General features: G+C 36.1%; 22 protein-coding genes and 6 pseudogenes. 27 read left to right on the top strand and 1 reads right to left on the bottom strand.

The genetic code is table 11. The features are described 5' to 3' along the window. Nucleotides 1-783: 783 nt before the first annotated feature. Nucleotides 784-1,777: pseudogene (locus ABWU65_RS01455) on the bottom strand (virulence RhuM family protein). A 241-nt stretch (nt 1,778-2,018) separates the two neighbouring features. On the opposite strand from ABWU65_RS01455, the gene ABWU65_RS01450 reads away from it, so the two are divergent. From ABWU65_RS01450 to ABWU65_RS01320, 27 genes and pseudogenes are all read left to right on the top strand, one after another. Further along, the gene (locus ABWU65_RS01450; protein ID WP_026097221.1) at nt 2,019-2,468 is read left to right on the top strand and encodes a crossover junction endodeoxyribonuclease RuvC; all 450 of its coding nucleotides are present in this window, start codon (nt 2,019-2,021) and stop codon (nt 2,466-2,468) included. A gap of 114 nt (nt 2,469-2,582) precedes the next feature. Then, entirely contained in the window at nt 2,583-3,803 is a 1,221-nt protein-coding gene (locus ABWU65_RS01445) for a DNA modification methylase (protein ID WP_264377320.1), read from the top strand. Nucleotides 3,804-3,818: 15 nt separating this feature from the next. Then, nucleotides 3,819-4,298: a hypothetical protein gene (locus ABWU65_RS01440; RefSeq protein WP_353280114.1), complete on the top strand. Its 480-nt coding sequence runs from the start codon at nt 3,819-3,821 to the stop codon at nt 4,296-4,298. A gap of 2 nt (nt 4,299-4,300) precedes the next feature. After that, nucleotides 4,301-5,782, top strand: coding sequence for an ankyrin repeat domain-containing protein (locus tag ABWU65_RS01435; protein ID WP_353280024.1), 1,482 nt, complete (start codon nt 4,301-4,303; stop codon nt 5,780-5,782). Continuing rightward, nucleotides 5,779-7,605 (top strand): annotated as a pseudogene (locus ABWU65_RS01430) (phage terminase large subunit family protein). The gene ABWU65_RS01435 and the pseudogene ABWU65_RS01430 overlap by 4 nt, the downstream one beginning before the upstream one ends. Then, nucleotides 7,598-7,822 carry a gpW family head-tail joining protein gene (locus ABWU65_RS01425; protein WP_007302777.1) on the top strand — a complete coding sequence of 75 codons (225 nt, stop codon included), beginning with the start codon at nt 7,598-7,600 and terminating at the stop codon, nt 7,820-7,822. Before ABWU65_RS01430 ends, ABWU65_RS01425 begins: the two are co-directional and overlap by 8 nt. Before the next feature lie 26 nt (nt 7,823-7,848). Continuing rightward, the gene (locus tag ABWU65_RS01420; protein WP_214303338.1) at nt 7,849-8,880 is read left to right on the top strand and encodes a YhcG family protein; all 1,032 of its coding nucleotides are present in this window, start codon (nt 7,849-7,851) and stop codon (nt 8,878-8,880) included. Then, nucleotides 8,880-10,292 carry a phage portal protein gene (locus ABWU65_RS01415; protein ID WP_264685422.1) on the top strand — a complete coding sequence of 471 codons (1,413 nt, stop codon included), beginning with the start codon at nt 8,880-8,882 and terminating at the stop codon, nt 10,290-10,292. The genes ABWU65_RS01420 and ABWU65_RS01415 overlap by 1 nt, the downstream gene beginning before the upstream one ends. 14 nt (nt 10,293-10,306) lie before the next feature. Continuing rightward, nucleotides 10,307-11,368 (top strand): S49 family peptidase, encoded by a 1,062-nt coding sequence (locus ABWU65_RS01410; protein WP_264685423.1) that lies wholly within the window; start codon nt 10,307-10,309, stop codon nt 11,366-11,368. Nucleotides 11,369-11,443: 75 nt separating this feature from the next. Beyond that, nucleotides 11,444-11,834 (top strand): annotated as a pseudogene (locus ABWU65_RS01405) (head decoration protein). Between the two features lie 24 nt (nt 11,835-11,858). Further along, nucleotides 11,859-12,521, top strand: a pseudogene (locus ABWU65_RS01400) (major capsid protein); the annotation flags it as partial. Between the two features lie 227 nt (nt 12,522-12,748). Then, nucleotides 12,749-13,693 carry an IS110 family transposase gene (locus tag ABWU65_RS01395; RefSeq protein WP_353279985.1) on the top strand — a complete coding sequence of 315 codons (945 nt, stop codon included), beginning with the start codon at nt 12,749-12,751 and terminating at the stop codon, nt 13,691-13,693. Nucleotides 13,694-13,916: 223 nt separating this feature from the next. Next, nucleotides 13,917-14,258: pseudogene (locus ABWU65_RS01390) on the top strand (major capsid protein); the annotation flags it as partial. A gap of 96 nt (nt 14,259-14,354) precedes the next feature. Continuing rightward, nucleotides 14,355-14,540, top strand: a pseudogene (locus ABWU65_RS01385) (hypothetical protein); the annotation flags it as partial. Between the two features lie 506 nt (nt 14,541-15,046). Further along, a complete protein-coding gene (gene ltrA, locus ABWU65_RS01380) occupies nt 15,047-16,390 on the top strand; it encodes a group II intron reverse transcriptase/maturase (protein WP_264374788.1) in 1,344 nt (447 codons plus the stop codon). Nucleotides 16,391-16,468: 78 nt separating this feature from the next. Continuing rightward, complete coding sequence (locus tag ABWU65_RS01375) at nt 16,469-16,645, top strand: hypothetical protein (RefSeq protein ID WP_264374814.1); 177 nt, start codon at nt 16,469-16,471, stop codon at nt 16,643-16,645. A 1-nt stretch (nt 16,646) separates the two neighbouring features. After that, nucleotides 16,647-17,138 (top strand): phage tail protein, encoded by a 492-nt coding sequence (locus ABWU65_RS01370; RefSeq protein WP_264377325.1) that lies wholly within the window; start codon nt 16,647-16,649, stop codon nt 17,136-17,138. A gap of 9 nt (nt 17,139-17,147) precedes the next feature. Further along, nucleotides 17,148-17,630, top strand: a complete 483-nt coding sequence (locus tag ABWU65_RS01365; RefSeq protein ID WP_019236987.1) for a hypothetical protein — start codon at nt 17,148-17,150, stop codon at nt 17,628-17,630. After that, entirely contained in the window at nt 17,617-18,081 is a 465-nt protein-coding gene (locus ABWU65_RS01360) for a phage baseplate assembly protein V (RefSeq protein WP_264685667.1), read from the top strand. Before ABWU65_RS01365 ends, ABWU65_RS01360 begins: the two co-directional genes overlap by 14 nt. A gap of 3 nt (nt 18,082-18,084) precedes the next feature. Then, nucleotides 18,085-18,339, top strand: a complete 255-nt coding sequence (locus ABWU65_RS01355) for a PAAR domain-containing protein (protein ID WP_015587734.1) — start codon at nt 18,085-18,087, stop codon at nt 18,337-18,339. Continuing rightward, nucleotides 18,336-18,671, top strand: coding sequence for a GPW/gp25 family protein (locus tag ABWU65_RS01350; RefSeq protein WP_264377328.1), 336 nt, complete (start codon nt 18,336-18,338; stop codon nt 18,669-18,671). Before ABWU65_RS01355 ends, ABWU65_RS01350 begins: the two co-directional genes overlap by 4 nt. A gap of 2 nt (nt 18,672-18,673) precedes the next feature. Beyond that, a complete protein-coding gene (locus ABWU65_RS01345) occupies nt 18,674-19,474 on the top strand; it encodes a baseplate J/gp47 family protein (protein ID WP_019236497.1) in 801 nt (266 codons plus the stop codon). Beyond that, nucleotides 19,474-20,634: a phage tail protein gene (locus ABWU65_RS01340; protein WP_019236496.1), complete on the top strand. Its 1,161-nt coding sequence runs from the start codon at nt 19,474-19,476 to the stop codon at nt 20,632-20,634. Before ABWU65_RS01345 ends, ABWU65_RS01340 begins: the two co-directional genes overlap by 1 nt. 167 nt (nt 20,635-20,801) lie before the next feature. Beyond that, nucleotides 20,802-21,506, top strand: a complete 705-nt coding sequence (locus ABWU65_RS01335; RefSeq protein WP_019236495.1) for an ankyrin repeat domain-containing protein — start codon at nt 20,802-20,804, stop codon at nt 21,504-21,506. Between the two features lie 31 nt (nt 21,507-21,537). Then, nucleotides 21,538-22,011, top strand: a complete 474-nt coding sequence (locus ABWU65_RS01330) for an ankyrin repeat domain-containing protein (protein ID WP_353280112.1) — start codon at nt 21,538-21,540, stop codon at nt 22,009-22,011. A gap of 4 nt (nt 22,012-22,015) precedes the next feature. Then, nucleotides 22,016-22,450: a DUF2924 domain-containing protein gene (locus tag ABWU65_RS01325; RefSeq protein ID WP_264685592.1), complete on the top strand. Its 435-nt coding sequence runs from the start codon at nt 22,016-22,018 to the stop codon at nt 22,448-22,450. Beyond that, the gene (locus ABWU65_RS01320) at nt 22,444-23,907 is read left to right on the top strand and encodes a recombinase family protein (protein ID WP_264377332.1); all 1,464 of its coding nucleotides are present in this window, start codon (nt 22,444-22,446) and stop codon (nt 23,905-23,907) included. The genes ABWU65_RS01325 and ABWU65_RS01320 overlap by 7 nt, the downstream gene beginning before the upstream one ends. Nucleotides 23,908-23,931: the final 24 nt, after the last annotated feature.

The following is a 23,931-nucleotide window of genomic DNA, read 5'->3' as shown; positions in this document are numbered from 1 at the left end:
ACTATAATATCATAAAAGGCTGTTCCTTGGCTGATTTTGAGTGTTTCTTAGTTTAGAGAAAAACCCTATTATTATAAATAATAAAAATAAGGTATATAATAATACCCTATTTATATTTTATATTTTTCATTCTTATTTATTCTTTAATTTTTTAACTCTTATAGATAGCTCTCTAAAAAAAAAGGATTTGAGACAGGAAACGTTAAATTCTTTTTAAAAAATTTTCTTTACAAGGCATGAAAACCGTGTTAAACTTATATGTAAGTTTCTTTCGTGATAGTAAGATTAATTAAAATACCTTTTAGTTGAGTTTAGAGTTGTTTTATAAGCGATCTTTAATCAGGGGAGTATTTTTTTGCTTAAAAGTTGTGGCTAGCTTTAAAACATAGGTTTTCTCCTTTAGTTATTAAATTTCTGCTTTGCTTATAATATAAATGTCCTAACAATTAAATTACAATATGTATTCCGTTCAAGATTTCAGCCAATTTATTGAGTATTCCGGAAAAAGAGGATATGATTTGTTTGTTCTTTAGGCATAGGTGTCTAAAATTACAGAAATGAATCATTTTTTTCTATTGAGCTTTTTCTGCATCTAAAACTTATGTACCGCTTAAAATGGAGACAAAGATCAAAATTTATTTATTTACGTCTCTAATTTTATCTCGTATAATGGAGACAAAGATTTATGTTTTCACTATTTATTGGCAGATAGGGCTTTCTAAAGGGTGGTTCACCCCCCTTGAAATTAAAACAAAAGCAAGATGTCAAACACAGATAGCTCAACTACAAGCTGGTTTTTGTTGTAGTTATTTTCTCACTTTCTTTACTTGCTTTAATTAATTCATCAAAGTCAGATTCATGTAATTTATCTTGTATAACTCTATACTTTTCGTATTCTCCTTCAGCTAGAGCTTTTGCAACTTCAGCACTCAGCATCTTTAAGTACTTCATAATCATTGAACAATAGAAATGCATCCAACTTTTCAACCCAATTCTGCATTTTCATTAGCCGATGCTTTCTTGCTTGAAGTTCTGCATAATCTAGATACATTGAGACAATGTGATTTAGTTCACTTAATTCTTTTTCAGTCAAGTAGTTTTTTGCAACACTTACATCACTCTTATGAATTTTATTACCTAGACCATCTTTCCAAGTAGTTAGTCCCATATGTGGTTTTTTATGATCAACTCGATAGCTCTGCTGCAGTCAAGCCGTAAATCGCCCAATATAATTTATTCTGTACTTTTGCATAAAATTGTTTTGTTATTTCTGAATTTGGATCATAGTCTGCAGAGCATTCAGCATAAATGTCGGTAATCTTCTGGTAAAACCTACGTTCGGATGCTCCTGATTTTTTCAAGTAATTCATTGAAGTAGTCTTTGCCAAACTTTAGGCCGTTTTTTAGCCGTTCGCTATCTAATGCAAATCCTTTGATGATGAAATCTCTCAAAATTTTTGTAGCCCATACTCTGAAAGATGTAGCCTTTTTAGAATTAACTCGATAACCAATAGCTATCCAAATTATAAAATTGTGTAGGGTACTGTTTACCATCTTCAGCAGTATTCCGGGAAATCCGGATAACTGAATCTTTATCTAACTCTTGACTAGCAAATATGTTCTGTAAATGCTCACTAATTGTTCTAATATTAACATCAAACAACTCCGCCATTCTTTTTTGTGTAAGCCAAATGTTTTCATCTCGATACAAAACATCAATTCTCACGTCTCCATCTGGAGTTGTATATAATAAAATTTCGTTTTCATTTATTATCATATCTACTCTACCTTACTTCAAGTAGCATATAGGTTATTTGTAAAAAAGACAAGCAACTGTAAAACTCTAAAAATAGAGAACTATCTACTTTATTCTTTAGCTGGTGAGCAGTTTTGAAATTATTTTAACTTTTTTTTTAGAAAATCCCGGAAAAAGTAGTAAGAAATCCGGTATATATATAATAGAAGGGCATTGTTTCAACGAGGTTAGTTTACCTCTATACGCTTCAAACACAAAGAAAATGTCAATCCTAACACTCGACCTTGGCAAGCAAACGGGCTGGGCAATTCTAACAGATGGAGTAATTGAAAGTGGAAGCAAAAGTTTTCATGGTAGTCGTTTCAGTGGAGGTGGCATGGTATTTCTAAATTTTCGTAAGTGGTTGAATGAAATGAAAGAAAAATTTCCAAGTATTGAAACAGTTTATTTTGAGGAAGTAAGAAGACACCTTGGAACTGATGCAGCGCATTGTTATGGTGGTTTTCTTGCAGTTCTCTCTGCTTGGTGTGAAGAGAATCATATTCCCTATCAGAGTGTTCCTGTTAAGACTATAAAACGCTTTATAACAGGCAAAGGCAATGCAAGTAAGAGTGAAGTTATTGAAGCGATACGTGAAAAAGGTTTTTCACCTAGAGATGATAATCAAGCAGATGCTTTAGCTTTGATGTTCTATGTTATGGAAAGATATTAATAAGCTCATAAAAAGTGGGTCCTTTCGGCCATAATGGCGGGTTTGGTGGTGCTGACCCCAGGCCTTTTCTAGTGTCAGAGATATTTTGAATATTAACTTTTTAATTATTAAGATATGAATTTAGCAATCCACTACTATCCTGTTGAAAACCTCGTCGAATATAAGCGTAATCCTCGTAAAAATGATGACGTAGTAAACAGAATGTGTGCTTCAATCAGGGAATTCGGCTTTCGTATACCAATAGTTGCAAAAAGCGATGGCACTGTGGTTGATGGTCATTTAAGACTTAAAGCAGCAAGAAAACTTGGTATGGAGAGTATTCCTGTGGTTTTAAGTGATAATTTAAATGAACCACAAACTAAAGCTTTTCGATTACTGGCAAATCAATCAGCTAACTGGGCAAAGTGGGATGATGAGCTTTTAAAAGTGGAAATTCAAGAGTTAGAAGATTTACAGTTTGATCTTAAAATGACTGGATTTGAATTAGAAAAAGTTCAAAACTTTCTTGATGATTTAGACAGTGAAAAAGAAGATCTTTCTGACTTAGTTGTTGATGACAAAAAAGTAGAAATAACAAAACCAGGGGATTTATGGATTTTAGGTGATCATCGAATCTATTGTGGTGATAGCTCTTTAGTTGAATCATATAAAGCGGTATTAGACAATAAAATGGCAGATATTACCGTATGTGATCCTCCATATAACGTTGATTACGGTAGCAGTCAGGAAAGAGAAGATAAAAAAATACTAAACGATAATCAAGGTGAAAAGTACGAACTTTTTCTCTACTACATCTGTTCCAATATTTTAGCATATACGAAAGGAGCAATTTACATCTGCATATCATCATCAGAGTTTTCGACGTTGCAAAAAGCATTTGAAGAAGCAGGTGGTCGTTGGTCAACATTTATCATTTGGGCAAAGAATCACTTTACGCTAGGAAGATCAGATTATCAAAGACAATACGAAGCAATGCTCTATGGATGGAAAAGCGGCAATAAACGTGAGTGGCATGGAGGAAGAAATCAAAGTGATCTGTGGTTTTATGATAAGCCAATACATAACTCACTACATCCAACGATGAAGCCAGTAGAGCTAATGGAGAGAGCAATAGTAAACAGCAGTAGATCTGGAGACATAGTACTTGATCCATTTAGCGGTTCTGGCAGCACACTGATTGCATGTGAGAGAACAGGAAGAATTTGTAGAACAATAGAGCTAGATTCAAAATTTGTAGATGTAACCATAAAACGTTGGCAAGTATACACGGGAAGAGATGCCATTTTAGCCGATACTGGTAAAACTTTTGCAGAAATTCAAGAAGGAAATTCGTAAAAAGGGGCAAAAAAAGTGGAAAAAATAACACAAACAGAGTGGGCAAGGGAGATAGGAGTATCAAAGCAATATGTCTGTTATTTAGTAAAAAAAGGAATAGTTGAGCTGGAGGATGGACTCATTGACCGAGAACAAGCAAACAGGGCTATAGAAACAATAAGAGATCCAAGTCAGCCACTGAGGAGAAAAAATCCAGAAAACGAAAATACAAGTAACCTTTCCACAATGTTGCTTAAAACTCGAATAAAAAATGAAATGGAACGAGGTAAACTACTTGAGGCGAAAGCTAAGGCTGAGATAGGAGAACTTGTAGCAGTAGAGGAAGTAAAGCGCGATGCATTTAATGTAGCAAGAGTTGTCCGTAATAATTTGCTTAATATTCCAAATAGGGTTTCAGCACTGCTTGCATCACTGAGTGACACTGAAAAGATTCATAAGACGCTAACTGAAGAGATTACAAACTCACTTGAAGAATTATCTAACGCTAAATTTTAATAATGTCTGCTAAGTTAAGTTTAGAATTAATAGAGTGTCTCATTAATCAGCCAGGAGTAGATGTAAACGTTAGAGGATTAAATGGAAGGACACCGCTGCATTATGCAGTAGAAATTAACGAGCTTAGTATGGTTGCACTCTTACTGAACAGGAAAAATATTAATCCACTGATCGCTGATGATGATGGTAAAAGTGCGCTTTCTTGTGCAAGAGAAGAAATATTACAAGCACTAATCAATCATAAATATGGATCAGAGGGAGATAGCTTACTTCACTTAGCTGCGATGTTGAATGAAGCAAATGCTGTAAGGTTTTTACTCAACAAAGGAGTTAATGTTAATGAGCAGAATGCTTTACTACATACACCATTACACTTAGCGGCAGGAGCTGGACATGAAGAAATAGTAGAAATTTTAATTAGAGAAGGAAACGCGGATAAGGATGTTCTTGACGTGAGAAATCATGCAGCAATTCATTATGCAGTGAACAACAAGAAGCTAGAAGTAGTAAAATTACTTTCAAATCTTGGTGCGAATGTCAATATAGCTGGTAGCGGCAGAAATGCAATGAAATTATCTTCTTTGCACGTAGCTATAAGTAGTAGTAATTACGACGAAAGGGACTTATGTTTAGATATTGTAAGATGCTTAATAAATGTTCCTAATGCTGGGGTTAATTTACAAGATTATGAAAATAAAACACCTCTACATTACGCTGAAAGACTTAAAACAATAGAAGTTTTACTAACTCGAGAAGATATAGATCCTTTAATTAAGGATGATAATGGCAAGACACCATTTTGTTATGCAAAAGAAGCAAATAGATTAGATATAGTAAAGATTTTAGCAAGTAATAGATACGGAGCTGATAAAAACAGTTTGCTTCATTTAGCTGCCAGAAAAGGATATGAAGACCTAATAGACGGTATTCTTGGTGAAGGAGTTGAAATAGATGCTGTAGATGAGAGTGGAAAAACGGGAATTTATGTTGCTGCAAAGCATGGTCACTTTAACGTAGTAAAGTTGTTGCTAAAGAGAGGAGCAGATGCCACGGATGTTTTTCAGTATGCAATAATAACGAACAACGCAAAATTAATAAAATTACTGAGCAAAGAGAAGGAAATAGTGTTATTTGGAAGACAGAAGAACTTTCCAACATTTCATTTATTGAGCAATAAATATTTTGAAGAAAGGAAAATAGCAGACAAAAAAATAAAGAAATATACCAATATCATCTGTGTCACTATAACAATATGCGCAATAGCGATAGTAGGAATTTACCCTAACATTATAGCTGCGGTAATGGTGGGAATAGTTGCGCTCATAGCTGCAATAACAATGAGTAATTTAACTCAGAAGTACATAGAAGAAGCACTTGAAAAGAAAATGTTTATTGAACTCGAAAGTGAGAAAACAAGTGAGTGCAGTTCTATTTTAAGTGATGTTGAAGTATCATCTAATGATGGTGAAGAGGTAGCAATATGATATACGCTACATCTTTTTCTGAAGGTTTAAGACCAGATCCAGAGCTTAAAGTATCAGAGTGGGCAAATGAGTATCGAGTTTTAGCAGCAACTGCAGCATCAGAGCCAGGAAAATGGAGAACAGAGAGAACTCCTTATTTAAAAGAAATCATGGATTCACTTTCTCCGTCCTCACCAGCAGAAAAAGTAGTATTCATGAAAGGAGCGCAGATTGGAGGAACAGAAGCTGGCAACAATTGGATTGGCTATATCATCGATCAAACACCAGGACCAATGCTAGTAGTACAGCCAACAGTTGAAATGGGAAAGCGTTGGTCAAAAGGAAGATTTGCGCCACTGATTGAAAGTACACCATGTTTAAAAAGTAAAGTAAAAGACCAAAGATCAAGAGATTCAGGCAATACTGTACAAAGTAAGGAGTTTCCAGGTGGAATAGTAGTAATAACCGGAGCAAATAGCAGTGTAGCACTGAGATCTATGCCAGTAAAATATCTCTTTCTTGATGAAATAGATGCCTACCCAGGAGATTCAGGAGGAGAAGGAGATCCAGTTTTACTCAGCATAGCCCGAACTAATACATTTGCACGGAGAAAGATTTTTTTAGTATCAACACCAACGATTCATGGAATAAGCAGAATTGAGAAGGAATTTGAAGCAACAGATAAGAGATACTTTTTTGTACCATGTCCACATTGTAATTACTATCAAGTTCTGAAATGGTCACAAATAAAATGGGAAAACAACGACTCAAGAACAGCACATTATGTCTGCACTGAATGTAGCGGCAAAATAGAAAATCATCAAAAGACAGAGATGCTAGAACGTGGAGAATGGAGAGCTACAGAGGCAAAAGAAGGGGAGAAAAAAGGATTTCATCTTTCAAGTCTTTATAGTCCAGTTGGGTGGTATAGTTGGCAACAAGCAGTAGAGGATTTTCTGCATGCAAAGGAAAGTGAACAATTACTGAAAGTTTGGATCAACACAACGCTTGGAGAAACCTGGGTAGATAAGGGAGAAGTACCAGACTGGAAGCAATTATTCAACAGAAGAGAATTTTTTCAGATTGGCACAGTACCAAAAGGCTAAGTAGTTCTCACAGCAGGAGTAGATGTCCAAAAAGATCGTTTAGAAGTAGAAGTTGTAGCATGGGGAAAAAGCCGCGAAAGTTGGTCAATAGACTACCGAGTATTTGAAGGTGATACTGGAAGAGGAGAAGTATGGGGAAAGCTTTCAGAGTTACTCAATCATCATTTTATCGGTGAAAATGGGCTTGAATACATGATAAGCATGATGGCGGTTGATGCAGGGTATGCAACACAAGAAGTATACAATTGGGTAAGAGGTCATCAAGGCTCTGGAAGAGTAATGGCAGTTAAAGGTGTAAATAAAGCCCTAGTGCCACTTAGCAGCCCAAGTAGAGTTGATATAACAGTTGGTGGTCAAAAGCTAAAAAGAGGAATAAAGCTCTGGCCAGTAGGAGTATCGATATTAAAGTCAGAGCTTTTTCAGCTACTTAATATTTTAAAAGAAGAAGAGAAAGTGCCAGCAGGATATTGTCATTTTCCCGAGTATGCACCTGAGTATTTTAAGCAGCTAACGGCAGAGCAATTAGTCAGCAAGGTAGTAAAAGGATACACCAAACAAGAGTGGCAAAAAGTAAGAGAAAGAAATGAAGTACTAGATTGCCGAATTTATGCGAGAGCAGCATCTATTGCGCTTGGAATCGATCGTTGGCCAGAGAGTAAATGGAATAGTTTGAGTGGAAAAATAGAAAGTAAAAAACCTAAGAAAGTAAGACAGAGTAAGTGGCTGGAAAATGTATAACGAAGAGTATTTAGTTCAAGTCGAAGAAGCGATAAAGAAGCTGCAAAACGGAGAGCGAGTAGTATCAATTGCATATGGTGACCATGTAGTGAGATATGCTGAAGTTCAGATAAATGATTTACTAAACTTAAGACAACGTATTAAAGCTGAGCTAAAGATTGTTGGAATGAAACCGAAGAGAAAGATTGTTTTTTCAACGAGTAAAGGGATCATATAATGATAAAAATCGTTAAAAGGAACCGTATGACAAAAATTATAGCAAAAGAATATACAGAATTTTTAGAGCAGCTCAAAGAACAGATTGCTACTAGTCGTTATAAAGCAGCACTAGCAGTAAATAGCAAACTCATTGTGCTTTATCACTATATTGGTACAGAGATCTTAAGGCGCCAAAAAGAACATGGTTGGGGTGCTAAAATCATAGATCAGCTAAGTAAGGATTTGAGAAGCGCATTTCCAGAAATGAAGGGATTTAGTGCTAGGAATCTTACTTATATGCGTCAATTTGCTGCAGAATATCAAGATACTGAATTTACGCAGCAGGTTGCTGCACAATTGCCTTGGTTTCATATTGTAGTTATTTTAGATAAAGTAAAAGATCCAAAAGAAAGACTATTTTATTTTCAAAAAGCTATAGAGCACGGTTGGTCACGTAGTATAATGGTGATGCAAATCGAACGTGAATTGCACAAACGTCAAGGAAAAGCTGTTACTAACTTCAAAGATAAGTTACCTTCTCCCCAGTCAGATTTAGCACATTATACATTAAAAGATCCATATATTTTTGATTTTTTGAGTATAGGAGATGACGCTCATGAAAGAGAAGTAGAAAAAGGTCTTGTAGGCCATGTAGAGAAGTTTTTGCTTGAGCTAGGGGAAGGATTTGCATTTGTAGGTAGGCAATTTCATTTAGATGTTGGTGATGAAGACTTCTTTGTCGATCTATTATTCTACCATCTAAAATTACGTTGTTTTATAGTAATTGAATTGAAAGATAATAAGTTTAAACCAGAATACGCCGGTAAAATGAATTTCTACCTTTCAGCAGTAGATGACTTGCTAAAACACGAGACAGATCAACCATCTGTAGGGTTGATTTTATGTAAATCTAAAAATGATGTACTAGCAAAATACACTCTAAAAGATATGACAAAACCAATAGGACTAGCAGAATACCGAATAACTGAAAGTCTACCAGAGAATATAAAGACAGCTTTACCAACAGTAGAAGAGCTAGAGGCTGAGTTATCAAAAATTTCAGATAAGGAGAAGTAATGCTACTCAAATCATTCAAACAACTATTTAGTAAGCCAAAAATCAAAAGTTCAGCGTGGGATGCATCAGGTTCAGGAAGAAGATTTTTTCACTTTCAACCAGAGTTAGGAAGTATAAACAATTTGCTGTCTCAAAACCTTGAAACTTTACGTAGTAGATCACGTGATATGGTGAGAAAAAATCCTTACGCTGCAAATATAATTGATACGATAGTAAGTAACTCTATTGGAACAGGAATAAAACCACAATCAAAAGCAAGAGATGGAGAATTTCGAAAGAAGGTGCAAGAATTATGGCTAAGATGGACAGATGAAGCAGACAGTAACGGAGTAAGTGATTTTTATGGATTACAAGCTCTAGTATGCAGAAGTATGATAGAGGGAGGAGAATGTTTTGTACGTTTAAGAACGAGAAAGCTGGAAGATAGATTTTCTGTACCATTACAACTGCAAGTACTTGAGTCTGAACATTTAGATAATAAAACAAATCAAACTTTAGGAAATGGTAATGTAATAAGAAACGGGATTGAGTTTAACAGGCTTGGGCAAAGAGAAGCATATTACCTATTTAAAGAACACCCTGGTGAAGGCTCGTTTGGTGAATCAGTGAGAGTACCAGCAAATGATGTTTTACATATTTATAGACCTTTAAGACCTGGGCAAATCAGAGGGGAGCCTTGGCTTTCTAATATACTGCTGAAGCTTTATGAGCTTGATCAATATGATGATGCAGAGCTGGTGAGAAAGAAAACTGCAGCAATGTTTGCAGGGTTTATTACAAGACTTGATCCTGAAGCAAATATTTTAGGAGAAAGTGAAAGTAATGAGCAAGGAGTAGCATTATCAGGTTTAGAGCCAGGAACAATGCAGCTTTTAGACCCAGGAGAAGACATAAAATTTTCAGAGCCATCAGATGTTGGAGGAAGTTATGAAGCATTCATGAGACAGCAACTGAGGGCAATAGCAATAGGTACAGGAATAACATATGAGCAGCTAACAGGAGATTTAACAGGTGTTAATTATTCATCCATTCGAGCAGGATTAATAGAGTTTCGTCGTCGATGTGCTATGCTGCAACATAACATTATGGTATTTCAATTTTGCAGACCAGTATGGAGTAAATGGCTAGAGTTAGCAGTACTTTGTGGAGAACTGAGTATAGATGAAAAAGTAGTAAAAGCAGCGAAAGAAGAAGTAAAATGGATACCACAGGGATTTGATTGGGTAGATCCACTGAAAGACCAGCAAGCACAGCAAATGGCGGTAAGAAATGGCTTCAAGAGTCGCTCAGAAGTAGTATCAGAAATGGGTTACGATGTAGAAGAAATTGACCAAGAAATAGCAGAAGATCAAAAGCGTGCTGATTCTTTCAACCTTCTCTTTGATTCTGATGTCAGGACACAAACAAAATAAATCTCATTTACATTATGAAAATTTTACAAACCAACTGGCTATGTAGGCCGATGATGATAGAGCAAAAAAGCTTTGACCTGTTGTCACTATATAACGGAAAACAACCTATCTTTAAAAATATAAAACATGCAGTAAATCAGAATATAGAAAAAACAGCAGTAATAGCAATACATGGAATTTTGACCAAAAAACCAGGGGCTTTTGACGATTTTCTGGGAATGACATCATATGAGAAAATTCAAGAAGAAATAGAAGAAGCATTATCAAACAAAGATATAGAAACTATTCTGCTTGATATAGATAGCCCCGGAGGAGAGGTAAACGGTATATTTGACCTAGCTGACTTTATTTATGAATCAAGAGCAAAAAAGAGGATAATAGCGATAGCAAATGATGATGCATACTCTGCTGCATATGCTATAGCCTCTAGCGCTGAGAAGGTATTTGTGAGCAGAACTTCTGGTATTGGCAGTATAGGAGTAATAGCAAGTCATATAGATCAAAGTGGGTTTGATGAAAAACAGGGAATAAAATATACCACAGTATTTGCAGGAAGTAGAAAAAATGATTTAAATCCACATGAGCCAATGACGTCTGAAAGTCTGGAAAGCTTACAAAAAGAAGTAGACCGACTATATGAAATGTTTGTGCAGCTAATAGCGAGGAACAGAGGTCTTTCAATTGAAAAGATTCGATCAACGGAAGCAGGGCTATATTTTGGGGAGAAAGCAGTAGAGATAGGTCTTGCAGACGGAATTACAATTCTTTCATCTATTAATAAAAACAGGAGTATTACTATGAATGAACGAACTACAACTGACCTAGAAACTGATAATTTAACTAAGTATCGTAATGAAGTTCTTGAATTAATACGTTTATGTAACTTATCACGAATGCCAGAGAAAATAGGAGAATTTATTGAGCAAAGCGTAAGTGTTGAGCAGGCAAGGGAGGTTTTAATGGAGTTACTTGCAGAGAGAACGAAAAAGACAGAGATACTGAGTGCAATACCACAGAATTCAGGAGAGGAGTTGATGATGCAAGTAGCTAAAGCTAGAGCACAATCAAGTATTTAAGTTTTTTTATAACCGCCTGGTACAACAACTACAAACATGGCGGTAAACTAAAGGGAAAAAAGGAGAAAAGAAAATATGACATGTATAACTGAACAAAATAATCTATCAGACGTCATTGGCTCATGGTGACTTATTAAAGTATGAGGCATCAAGTCTATATTCAAGAGATCAAATAACAGTAGCTAAAGGTCAAAATCTTAAGCTTGGTACAGTAGTTGCCAAAAAGACGGAAGATGGTTTTATTAGAGTCCTTAATCCCACTGGAACAGACGGCACACAAACAGCAATAGGTGCAATATTAAGTGATGTAAATGCGACAGAAAATGCCAAAGCAGTAATTATTACTCGTGGTGCAATACTAGCAGATCATGCAGTTGTGTGGCCAGCAAATATCACTGAAGAACAGAAAGCTGAAGCAATAAAGCAACTTGAAGCACGAGGGATCATTATCCGCAAGGGAGTTTAACTAAAATTAATAAGGAGAAAAAGAATGCAAAATCCATTTACAAATACAGCATTTAGCATGACGGCACTAACAAATGCGATGAATATATTGCCGATAAATTATGGACGAGTTGAAAATTTAAATTTGTTTCCAAGTAGGTCAGTAAGATTTAGACATATTACCATAGAAGAACACAACGGAGTATTAAGTTTATTACCAACACAAATACCAGGAGCACCAGCAACAGTAGGAAAAAGAGGAAAAAGAAAGGTAAGAACGTTTACGATTCCGCACATTCCGCATGATGATGTAGTGCTGCCAGAAGAAGTACAAGGAATAAGGGCATTTGGATCAGAGAGTGAACTTAAAGCGCTTGCAGATGTAATAACTGATCATTTGCAATCAATGAGAAACAAACATGCAATAACATTAGAGCATTTGCGAATGGGAGCGCTGAAGGGAATTATTCTTGATGCTGATGGGTCAGAATTATTAAATCTGTACAACGAATTTGAAATAACACCAAAAGTAGTAAATTTTGCACTAGGAACTGCAACAACTGATGTAAAGCGTAAGTGTATGGAAGTACTCCGGCATATAGAAGATAATCTAAGTGGTGAATATATGACAGGAGTACATGCCTTGGTAAGCCCTGAATTTTTTGATGCATTAACTTCGCATAGTAAAGTGAAAGAAGCATATGAAAGATTGTAAGTTAAAAATGTGATATAAAAGAGATAAGAGGGAAAGATAACCCTACTCACTATAGGAATAGGGCTATCACGGGCGTGTGCGACCGAATGAAAGTTGGTATTACAACCGTAGCCATCAAGGTAAACTAGCCCCATCTCTCGATACGTTTGAATAGTTGCATGGGACATATGTATGCACCCGTTTACAATCTTAAATTAATTAAACTATCGAGGTTATTTATTATGATTACATCTTATCAAAATTTCATTGGCATTGATATCGGAAAATTTAAAAATGTTGCTGCAGCTTATAACCAAAGGAGAGCTATCAAGTTTGACAATGATGCTACTGGTTGGCAACAGTTGTTTCAAAAATTTTCAGATATCCTACCTAATTCTCTAGTAACTTTAGAAAACACTGGAAAATATGAGCTTGGCTTAGCACATTTTCTTGTTGATAAGAATGTTGCTGTACATCGAGCTAATACTCGTAAAGTAAAAAGTTTTATCATATCACATGGAACTTTAGCAAAGACAGATCAATCAGATGCAAGAGCCCTTGCTCAATATGGTTTTGAACGCTATAGTGCTCTATCTCTATTTGTGCGTATGTCAAAAGAACAAACCGCCTTAGTTGCACTCTGTCAACGTCGTGATGACATTACGCAAATGAGAACTCAAGAGAAATGTAGGCTTGCAGCACCTGAAAACGACTATATAAAGGAAAGTTGCCAAAAAACAATAGACTTTTTTACCAGTCAGATAAATGAGTTCAACGATGCCATACAAAGAATTATTGATAAAAATCCAGAGTTACAAAAGCGTCAAAAAATCTTGAGAACAGTGCCAGGAATAGGTCTCAAGTTATCACAAGTTTTTGTGTGTCTAATGCCAGAACTTGGCCACCTAAACAAAAAAGAAGTTGCAAGTCTTGCTGGAGTTGCTCCACATCCAAAAGAAAGCGGTAAAACTATTGGTTATCGAAGGATAACAGGTGGTAGAAGCAACGTTCGTGCAAAGCTTTTCACAGCTGCTATGGCTGCTGCAAGATCTAAATCTGCACTTGGTGCTTTTTATTCTGATCTTATTGGTAGAGGTAAAAAGAAGATGGTAGCTATAACAGCTCTAATGCGAAAAATCATAGTAATTGCCAATGCAAGACTTAAAGAAGCAATTAATATGAAATAAAAAAAATCTGTATAGAAAATAGGTTAACGAATATGTGCGTCTACACACATTTAAAGCACATATTCGTTAACCATAAAATCTAAGCAGTGCTTGCTGTTTGATATAAATTTCTTTCTGTATAAACTAGGGTTTTTGTTGCCAAAATACATTTTTCAATTGAATAAAAATACAAAATTATCAACAAATGAGACTAAATTCAAAAAATTTTAAAAAACATAGTTGATGGCAAGAAGGAGCAGCGCTAAGAAACGATATGAGATCAGGATTTACGTTCTGTGGCATAACATTTGAGGAGTATAGAGGGCAAGCAACTGACCCTGAAGGAACCGTGAGAAGATTTATTGAGAAAGATACAGGGCACTGTTTTCCAGTAGGAACAGCAAGCACATTTACGACATATTTTGCACCAGCAGATTTTAATGAAACAGTAAATACTCTTGGACAGCCACTATATGCAAAGCAAGAACCAAGGAGGTTTGATAGAGGGACTGATTTACATACGCAGTCAAATCCTCTGCCAATGTGCCATAGACCAGGGGTATTAGTAAAAGTCGCTATAGCATAACATACTGGTAGAGTAATTACAAGTTGGTGAGGCACAGAACGACTCTACCGGTATGCGCTTTCTTAGCATGTAAAGGTTAGTATATCAAAAAGAAATATGCAAGAGAATATTAAGCGATTATTAGAAGATTGTTTTGCCCATTTAGGAGAAGTGGCTTTGTATAAATCAAAGGATAAGTCATACATGGTACAAGTATTAAAGCAACAGCCAGATAAATTATACGAGATTGGTGAAGGACAATTTGTGGAAGAAACTTTAGCGTTAGAAGTAAGTGCGTTTGATGGTGCGTCCAGAGAAGGTAAGTATGTTCAGTAGGAGTCAAACCTACCAGGATAAGAGTCGGAGTCCTGTAGCTTGGGTAGCAGTATGGAGGGAAACCAAGATACTGAAGCCTACCGACAACGTTATCGTAAGGATAAAGGCGAGTTATCGGGCCATAACGGAAGTGAACACATAGGTGGCCTCGAAAACACAGTACTGAAGGCCGAACCAGCCGTCAAATGGTGAAGGCAGTACAGAAGGTTGAAAAACGACTGATACAACTGTTCTACTTCAGCGGGGTGATAGTGATGGCACGATAACAAGGACATACAAAACAACTGGAGAAGCCCTCCTCATCCCAAGGAGAAATATCTTGGAGAGGTAGGTTCTATAACTGGAAACAGGAAATGAACCGAAGATGAAAGGGTGGCGGATGGGTGCGTAGTAGCGAAGAAGTGAGGTAATGCTCATGGAGCAAAGGTACCCTACTAGTAGAAATCTTTTAACAAAAGGGAGGTAAAGGTAAAATGATAAAAATGCCAATAAAATTACAAGACCTGAGAAGAAAGATATATACCAAAGCGAAGGCAGAACCGGAATGGCGATTCTGGGGAATCTATGTTCATGTTTGCAAAATGGAAACACTGAAAGAAGCCTACAAGCTAACAAAGAGGAGTAATGGGGCACCAGGAATTGACAGAGTGACATTCGAATTGATAGAAGCAGAAGGCTTAGAAAAGTATCTCCAACAAATAAGATATGAACTAATAACCAAGACCTATAGCCCAAATAGGAACCGGAGAAAGGAAATACCAAAAGCTGGGGGAAAACTCAGAGCATTGAACATACCCTGCATCCGTGATAGAATAGTGCAAAGTGCACTAAAGCTAATAATTGAACCAATATTCGAATCTGACTTTCAGGACGGATCATATGGATATAGACCTAAGAGAAAAGCGCATGAAGCAATAAAAAGGGTAGAGAAAGCAGCAATCAAAGACAATACAAAAGCTATTGACATAGATCTGAAATCCTACTTTGATAATGTGCGACATCATATTCTTATGGAAAAGATTGCCAAGAGAATAAATGATAAAGAAATCATGCACTTGATCAAGCTAATCCTCAAGATGGGAGGAAAACGAGGAATAGCGCAAGGATCAACGATTTCGCCGTTATTGAGCAATATATACCTCAATGAGGTAGATAAAATGCTAGAGAAAGCAAAAGAGGTGACCAAAGAAGGAAAATATCAACATATAGAATACGCAAGATGGGCAGACGATTTAGTAATACTGATAGATAGACACCCAAAATGGGAATGGCTGGAAAAGTCAGTATACAAAAGGTTACAAGAGGAATTAGCAAAAATAGAAGTAGAAGTAAATGAAGAAAAGACAAAAGTTGTTAACCTAAAAGAAGGGGAAAAGTTCAGCTTTCTAGGATTCAATTTTCGAGAGAAAATTACAAAACAAGGAAAATGGACGGTAGAAACAACACCACAGATGAAAGCACGAACAAACCTACTTCACAAGTTGAAGGAAGTATTTCGTTGGCATAAATCGCAACCAATAGAGAGAGTGATTCATATCATTAATCCGATATTGAGAGGGTGGATAAACTATTTTAGGATTGGAAACTCAAGTCGAAGCTTTCACTACGTGAAGCATTGGGTAGAGAAGAAAATAAGACGCAATTTAATGAAAGCCAGAAAAGCAAGAAAAGGATTTGGCTGGAAGAGGTGGAGTAGAGAATGGATATATAAAACCCTGGGTCTATATTCGGACTACAGAATAAGATATTACATTCCGAAAGCATCACCAGCACAATATGTTATAAATTTTGGTAAAGAATCTACTAGGAAAGCGTAGTGCGGGAAAACTGCATGCTGCGTTTGATGAGGCGGGAGCTGGAAACGTGAATATGGGAATTTTGGATTGAGGCCCAACATGAAAATAATGGATCAGCCACCAAACCCTAAAGAGGCGCGCCAGTTCTCGACCCTACTGTTAAGGCCAATAGTAGGAGATGTTTTTGTTATAGGTGATCGAAGATATAAAGTACACTCACCGCCACTTAGAGACAAGTCTGGAATAACGTGGAAAATAAAAGCGTCTGGGGTGTAAAATGTCTGTTCATATAGAAGTTGAGGTAATAGAAAATGTAAATGCTAAAAGAAGAAAAGTAGAATTAGCAACGGTAAAGGCATTAAACAAAACGGCACTATGGTTAAAAGCGCAAGCAGCTAAGGAAATCAGTGAGGAAAAGCAGATAAAATTAAGTTTGATAAGAAAGAGATTAAGAATTTTTAAGGCGAAAACTAGCAGATTAGAAGTGTCAATTAGAGCAAATCTCTATGACATTAGAGCATCGACAATTGGCAAAATACAAAAAACAAGAAGAGGATCGAAAGTAGGAAAGCATGAGTTTATAGGAGGATTTGCAGCAGTTATGCCAAAAGGAAATAGCGGTATGTTTAAACGTGAAGGAAGGGCAGCATTGCCAATAAAGGAAGTTAAGTTGCCACTAGAACCTGAGGCTTCAAGGATAATAGGGAATCTTGTTAATTATGAAGTTGAAAAGGTATTTGAAAAATATTTTATACATTACATGAGTTAAATTATATGCATGACAAAGTTCTGGAAAGATTTACATCAAGAAATTTGCACTAAGTTAAAGGAAGAAATATCAGCAATACAGACATGTGAAATTTATCCAGCAATAAGAAAAGAATTAGTAGCACCGGCAGTATTTGTGGAACTTAGCAGCTTTGAAAAAGGACATGATCCTGGAACAGAAGAATTAGCCTTGAAAGCCAGGTTTGAAGCAAGGATTGTAGTTGATGGAACAGTCGAGGATTCCTCGTTAGTTGTCAGGTCATTAGCAACAGAAGTAGCAAGAGTAGTAAATAAAAATACTTGGAATGTGAAAAATGTTTCACCAGGAGAATTTATCTCTGCAGAAGTTGACGGATTTAGGCCAGAGTTAGATGCGTATTTAGTGTGGTTGATTGAGTGGGTGCATACAATACACGTAGGGCGATCTATTTGGAAAGAAGGAAAATTTATGCCACACAAAATAGAAATCGGTGAAATAAATGTTAGAAAATAATTTTGCAATTTCGGAACTACAGAGGAAAATGGCCAACATTGTTCGTATAGGAGTTGTAAAAGAAATAGATTATGAAAAAGCAAAAGTAAGAGTTAAAATAGGAGAATTTTTAACAGATTATTTACCATGGATAACGAGCAAAGCAGGAAAAGATAGAGATTGGTCTCCACCAGATATCGGTGAACAGGTTATGATATTTTCTCCTCTTGGCGAATTATCGTTAGGAGTGGTGTTAGGAGGGATATACCAGGAAAAATACCCTGCATCAGAGAATAAAAAAGAGGTGAGTAGCTTAACATTTCAAGATGGAACAAAGTTGTCATACGATAAAGATAAACATCATTTAGAGATTGAAGTAGTAGATAAAATAACACTGAAAGCTGGAGAATCGAGTATAGAAATGACAAAAGAAAGAATAAAACTTAAGGGAAGGAGAATAGATCTAAACTAGCATATGGGTAAAGCAATCGTTTGTGTAGGGGATAATTGTACAGGAATACCGGTTCATGTTTGTATGAGTGGAAGTGAAGACGTATTTGTAAATAGTAGATCTGTGTGTCGTAGGGGTGATATCTTGACTATAGGGGAGACACTAACGCAAGGGTCAAACAGCGTATTTGTGAACGGTATGGGAGTAACAAGAACAGGAGACTTGGTATCGTGTAGTTTTAAAGTGATAGGTGTTAGCAAAAATGTATTTGCAGAATGAGAGGCATGAATGCTAGCACGGGAAAGGAATTGGAAGGAATAGAGCACTTAAAGCAATCTGTCGTAGATATTTTAACTACCCCTATTAATAGCAGAGTAATGAGGAGAGATTATGGGTCAAGATTATTTGAATTAGTAGATAAGCCAATAAATAGAGATTTAACTTTGGAAATCTATGCAGCAACAGCAGAAGCACTGGAAAAATGGGAAAAAAGATTTAAGTTAGAAAAAGTAAAAATAACAGAAGTGAAAGAAGGAAAAGTAACGTTTGACCTAGAAGGATTGTACTTACCAAGTGGAAAAAATATTCGCTTTGATGGAGTTGTGGTATAAAGATGGAGCAGCCTAACATTATTGAGCCACTGAACTTCGAAGAAATTCTGTCTCGGATGAGGGAAGAATTGGTGAAGCGTGACGCAAGTTTTACAGCATTAGTTGAAAGTGATCCAGCGATAAAGATTCTGGAGGTAGCAGCATGGCGAGAACTTTTACTCAGACAAAGGATAAACGAAGCTGTAAAGGGTAATTTACTGAAATTTGCAACGGGAGAAGATCTTGATAATTTGGCTGAGTTTTATGGAGTGGAAAGACAAAAAGAAGAAGAGGACGAAAGATTTAGAAAGAGGGTAAAAGCAAAAATAGTGGGCTCAAGCACGTGTGGAAGCAAAGAACACTATCGATATCATGCACTGTCAGCAGATAGTAGAGTAAAAGATGCACTAGTGGAATCAACTATACCAGGGAAAGTACAAATTTCAATCTTATCAACACAATTATCCACAACTGGCATAGTGTCAGAAGAGCTACTAGAAATTGTAAAAAAGCAGGTTACTAGAGATGATATAAGGGTTTTAACAGATACGATAACAGTAATTGGTTGCAATATTACGGAAATAGATATTCACAGCAGAATGAGCATAAGTCCTGTAATATCGAAGGAGGAAATCAAGAAGCAGTTTATTGAGAAGTTTGAAGCAAATAGAAGGCTGGGATGGAATGTTACAAGATCATGGATAATAGCCAATTTATTTGTAGATGGTGTAGAAAACGTAGAATTAATCGAGCCAAAAGAGGATGTTGTAGTATTGGGGAATGAGTGTGCTGCCTTAAGAAATTTAAAGATTGAGTTGAATTAATGTTACTGCCACCAAATGCAACAAAACAAGAAAAAGCGCTAGTAGATGCAACAGATTATAGGGTTGATCCAATCAGGATAAGAGGGTTTAAATTTAGATTAGAAGAAAGAATATTACCTTGGTTAATCGAAGAATATGGCCTAGAAGAAATTCTACGCTGGGCAAAAGACAAAAGAAGAGCGATAAAAGAAGGGGTAGAATTTCGGCGTTTAAGAGGAACCCCAGAATCACTCAAAATAGCACTAAAGTGGGCAAATATAGAAGATATTACAATCATTGAGGAGCCACCTGGAAAACATTTTTTTGAACTGCAGATAGGGATAAGGGATGTTCCAAATAACTTTTTTGTGGATGCAGTAGTAGAACTTGCAAAACTATCGTTACCAGCAAGATCGCGGCTAATGAGGATTTTCAATGATCACTATAACGTTGATAGGTTTATTTTAGATGAAAGTTTATTTGGAAGTTTGTTATCAGACTACTCTGGTATAAAAGTTGAAAAAAATGGGCCAGTGTTATCGTTTGGAAGAATAAATTTTTTCAGTTCTAGAGGTCCGTTAGTAGAGATTGTAGACAACTATTTAAGAGAGCATTATGAACAAGCATTTAGTAATGACATATATCGGTTGAATGTAGCAGTGCTTGGGGAAACAGAGCCTCACACAAAGGATTACAAAGGCATTTATGAAAGAAGTCATCAGTGGTATAACTTAAAAGCCCTGTATCCTCTAACTCAAAGCTTATTACCATCGATTAAATTTGCAAAAGCGCAGATTGTACTGTCAGATAGCTGGAAATTAGGAGAAATAAATAGCTGTTTTCCAGTTGGTAGAATAGAAGAAGAAGGAAATAAATTTGTATTGGGAAACGATAAACTTTCAGGGCAACGTTGGAATTTAAAACACAAGCCAATTTTAGAAAGGTTTAGCGTTACTCACCACTACAAAATAGAAAACTATACAGATCAGAAGATTACAAAATATGGTTTGGCAGAACACAACGTTTACTATAAAAATGATTTGGATTCAGAGCAAAAAGACTCAATACACGAATTAGAAAATTACATTTTAGTATTTTACCCAGGAGTACTGAAGTGGCACGAACATAGACATTTGCACAGAAGTTGGAAAAATAGTCAAGTAATATGTCTAATAAGTTAAGTACTTATATTTAGATCCTCATATATTATATTAATAATAGGTAAAAGTGTATGAAATAAAAAGAAAAGGACTTGCTTTCTCATGCTAAAACGGACATGACTTGAATAGCAGCAGGTAAACATAAGAAATTTATCTGGCGCTGGAAAAGCTAATTTTGTGAGGTAAGTATGAAGTTTAGCAAGAGTAAGTTTTTTAAAGAAGTATCAAATAACGGGTTTAAAAACATTAATAAAAAAAATGAAGAAGGAGAGACGATCTTGCACCAAGCAGTAGAAATCTCCGATTACAAAACAGTGAGATTATTAATAAAAAAAGGAGCAGAGGTTAATGCAAGAGACAAAAATGGTTATACACCTCTGCACTGTGCAGTATTCGCAAAAAGTTTAGAAAATGTAAAAGTGCTACTAAGGGAAGGAGCAGAAGTAAATGCCACTCAATATGTCACTGGATGTACGCCACTCCACTCTGCATGCAAAATAGGAGGAGTTGAAATAATAAAAGAGCTAGTAAAAGCAGGAGCTGAGGTTAATCAACTGAATAAATATGGTGCAACACCAATGTATTACATTTGGGAAAGTGAAAAGTATCGTCTATGTGATAGCAAAGAGAGTGAAAAGGCGAGCAAATTTCTGAGAGAAAAAGGTGGAGTAACAAAAAGTAGAGAACTGACATGCTATGGAATAGAGAGGCTAGTGGGAGAAATAGCAGACATGTTGAATGGGAGTTATTTACCAGAGCTAAAAATAATAGAGATAGGAGAAATAAGGAAGAAAGATAAGTCACTAATAAAGGAAGAATGTAAAAATTTAGCAAGCGAGATAATGAGCCAAGTAAACGAAATGATAGATGAGGTGGTGAGAAGGAAAGCTTAAAAAAAAGGTCAAAGAAAAGGTGAGGTAAATTATGTTAAAGCTTGGCAAATTTAATAAGTCAGCAAAAGAATTATTAGAGAACTCATATGAAAATATTTATGAAAGAGACAAGAAGGAAAGAACAGCTCTGCATTATGCAGTAGACGCAAAAACAGTGAAGTTGTTAGTTGAAAAAGGAGTGAATGTGAATGCAGCAGATGTGAAAGGATACACAGCACTGCACCTAGCGGTAACGGAGAAACGTCTAGAAATCGTGAGAGAATTGATAAAATCAGGAGGGAATGTAAATGCGGAAGAATATGGAAATAAATGCACACCGCTGCACCTTGCATGCATGATAGGCGAAAAAGAGATAGTGAAAGAATTAGTGAAGGCTGGAGGAGAAATAGAACAAGCGGATAAATTTGGAATGACAGCAATGGATTATGCGAAAAACAGTAAAGAGATCACTGAAATATTGAAGAAAGAAATAGACAGAATTGAAAAGCTATTTATGAAGGGCTAAAAATATGGAGAAAGAAATAGAAAAGAAAGTAATGAATTTAGAGAGAAAACCTTTGGGTGAGCTGAGAAAAATGTGGAAGAAGGTATTTGGGGAAGAGGCACCTAAACATTCAAAGAAATATCTGATACTGAGACTAGCATATAGAATGCAGGAGGAAGCGTATGGAGAAATGTCAAGAAAGGGGACAAAAAGACTAGAGTATCTGGCAGATCGGCTAGAGAAGGGAAAAAGAATAAGTAGCGATAAATTACCAGTAGAAGGGACAGAGCTAATATTAGAGAGAGGGGAAGAAACGCATGCGGTAATGGTAACAGATAAGGGTTTAATCTACAGAGAAGAATTTTTTACGTCATTGTCAGCAGTAGCAGGGAAAATAATGGGAATGAGCTACAACGGGCCGCTTCTATTTGGAATGAGAGATAAGGAGAAAGAATGCTGAAAGAGGTAAGATGCGCGATATATACAAGAAAATCAAATGAAGATGGTCTAGAACAAAAGTTTAATAGTTTAGATGCGCAGCGAGTAGCATGTGAAAAGTACATAAAGAGCAGAGAAGGCTGGGTAGCATTGGCCAAAAGGTACGATGATGGAGGTTTCTCAGGAAAGAACTTAGAAAGACCAGCGATAAAGGAATTATTTGAAGATGTCAAAGGAGGAGAGATAGACTGTGTAGTGGTATATACGCTCGATAGGCTCTCAAGAGAAACAAAAGATAGTATAGAAGTGACATCATTTTTTAGAAGGCATAGAGTAAATTTTATAGCAGTAACGCAGATATTTGACAATAATACGCCAATGGGAAAGTTCGTACAAACGGTGTTATCAGGAGCAGCACAACTAGAAAGAGAAATGATAGTAGAAAGGGTAAAAAATAAAATAGCAACATCAAAGGAACAAGGTTTATGGATGGGAGGAACTTTGCCGCTTGGATATGATGTAAAAGATAAAGAATTAATAATAAATGAGAAAGAAGCAAAGACGGTGAAACATATATTTGAGAGGTATATGGAGCTGAGATCAATGGCAGAATTGGCAAGGGAGTTAAACAGAGAAGGTTATAGAACAAAATCAGATATCTTTAAAAAAGCGACAGTAAGGAGAATAGTAACAAATCCAATATATGTGGGAAAAATCAGACATTATGAGAAAGAGTATGAGGGAAAGCACGATGCGATAATAGAAGAGGAAAAATGGCAAAAAGCACAAGAATTGATAAAGAATCAACCATATAGAAAGGCGAAATACGAGGAAGCGTTGCTAAAGGGAATAATTAAGTGCAAGAGCTGTGGTGTAAATATGACACTAACGTATGCAAAAAAAGAAAATAAAAGGTACCGATATTACGTGTGCAATAACCATTTAAGGGGAAAAGGTTGTGAATCAATAAACAGAACTATAGTAGCGGGAGAGGTGGAAAAAGAAGTGATGAAAAGAGCCGAATGCTTATATGGGGATGGAGAAAATTTAAGCTTCAGAGAACAGAAAGAAGCAATGAAAAAATTAATAAAGGGAGTAATGGTAAAAGAAGATGGAATAGAAGTGAGTTCAGAGGATAAGGTGGAATTTATACCAATAAAAAAGAAAGGAAACAAATGTACAGTAGTAGAGCCAGAAGGAAAAACAAATAATGTACTACTGAAAGCAGTGGTAAGAGCTCATTTGTGGAAACGGCAACTAGAAGAGGGAAAATACGAAAGTGTGAAGGAGCTGAGTGCCAAAATTAATATAGGTACAAGACGTATACAGCAAATTTTGAGGTTGAACTATTTAGCACCAAAGATTAAAGAAGACATAGTAAATGGGAGACAGCCAAGAGATTTGAAATTAGTTGATTTGAGAGAAATACCGATGCTGTGGAGTGAGCAATTGGAGAAATTTTACGGCTCAGCGTCGTAACGTTTATAAAAACAACAATATGAA

It is taken from the genome of Wolbachia endosymbiont (group B) of Silvanus unidentatus, from assembly GCF_964028615.1.
In the GTDB taxonomy this organism is placed as follows: domain Bacteria; phylum Pseudomonadota; class Alphaproteobacteria; order Rickettsiales; family Anaplasmataceae; genus Wolbachia.
Note: the sequence above shows the minus strand (reverse complement) of the source record. Positions and strands in the feature narration are given on the sequence as shown.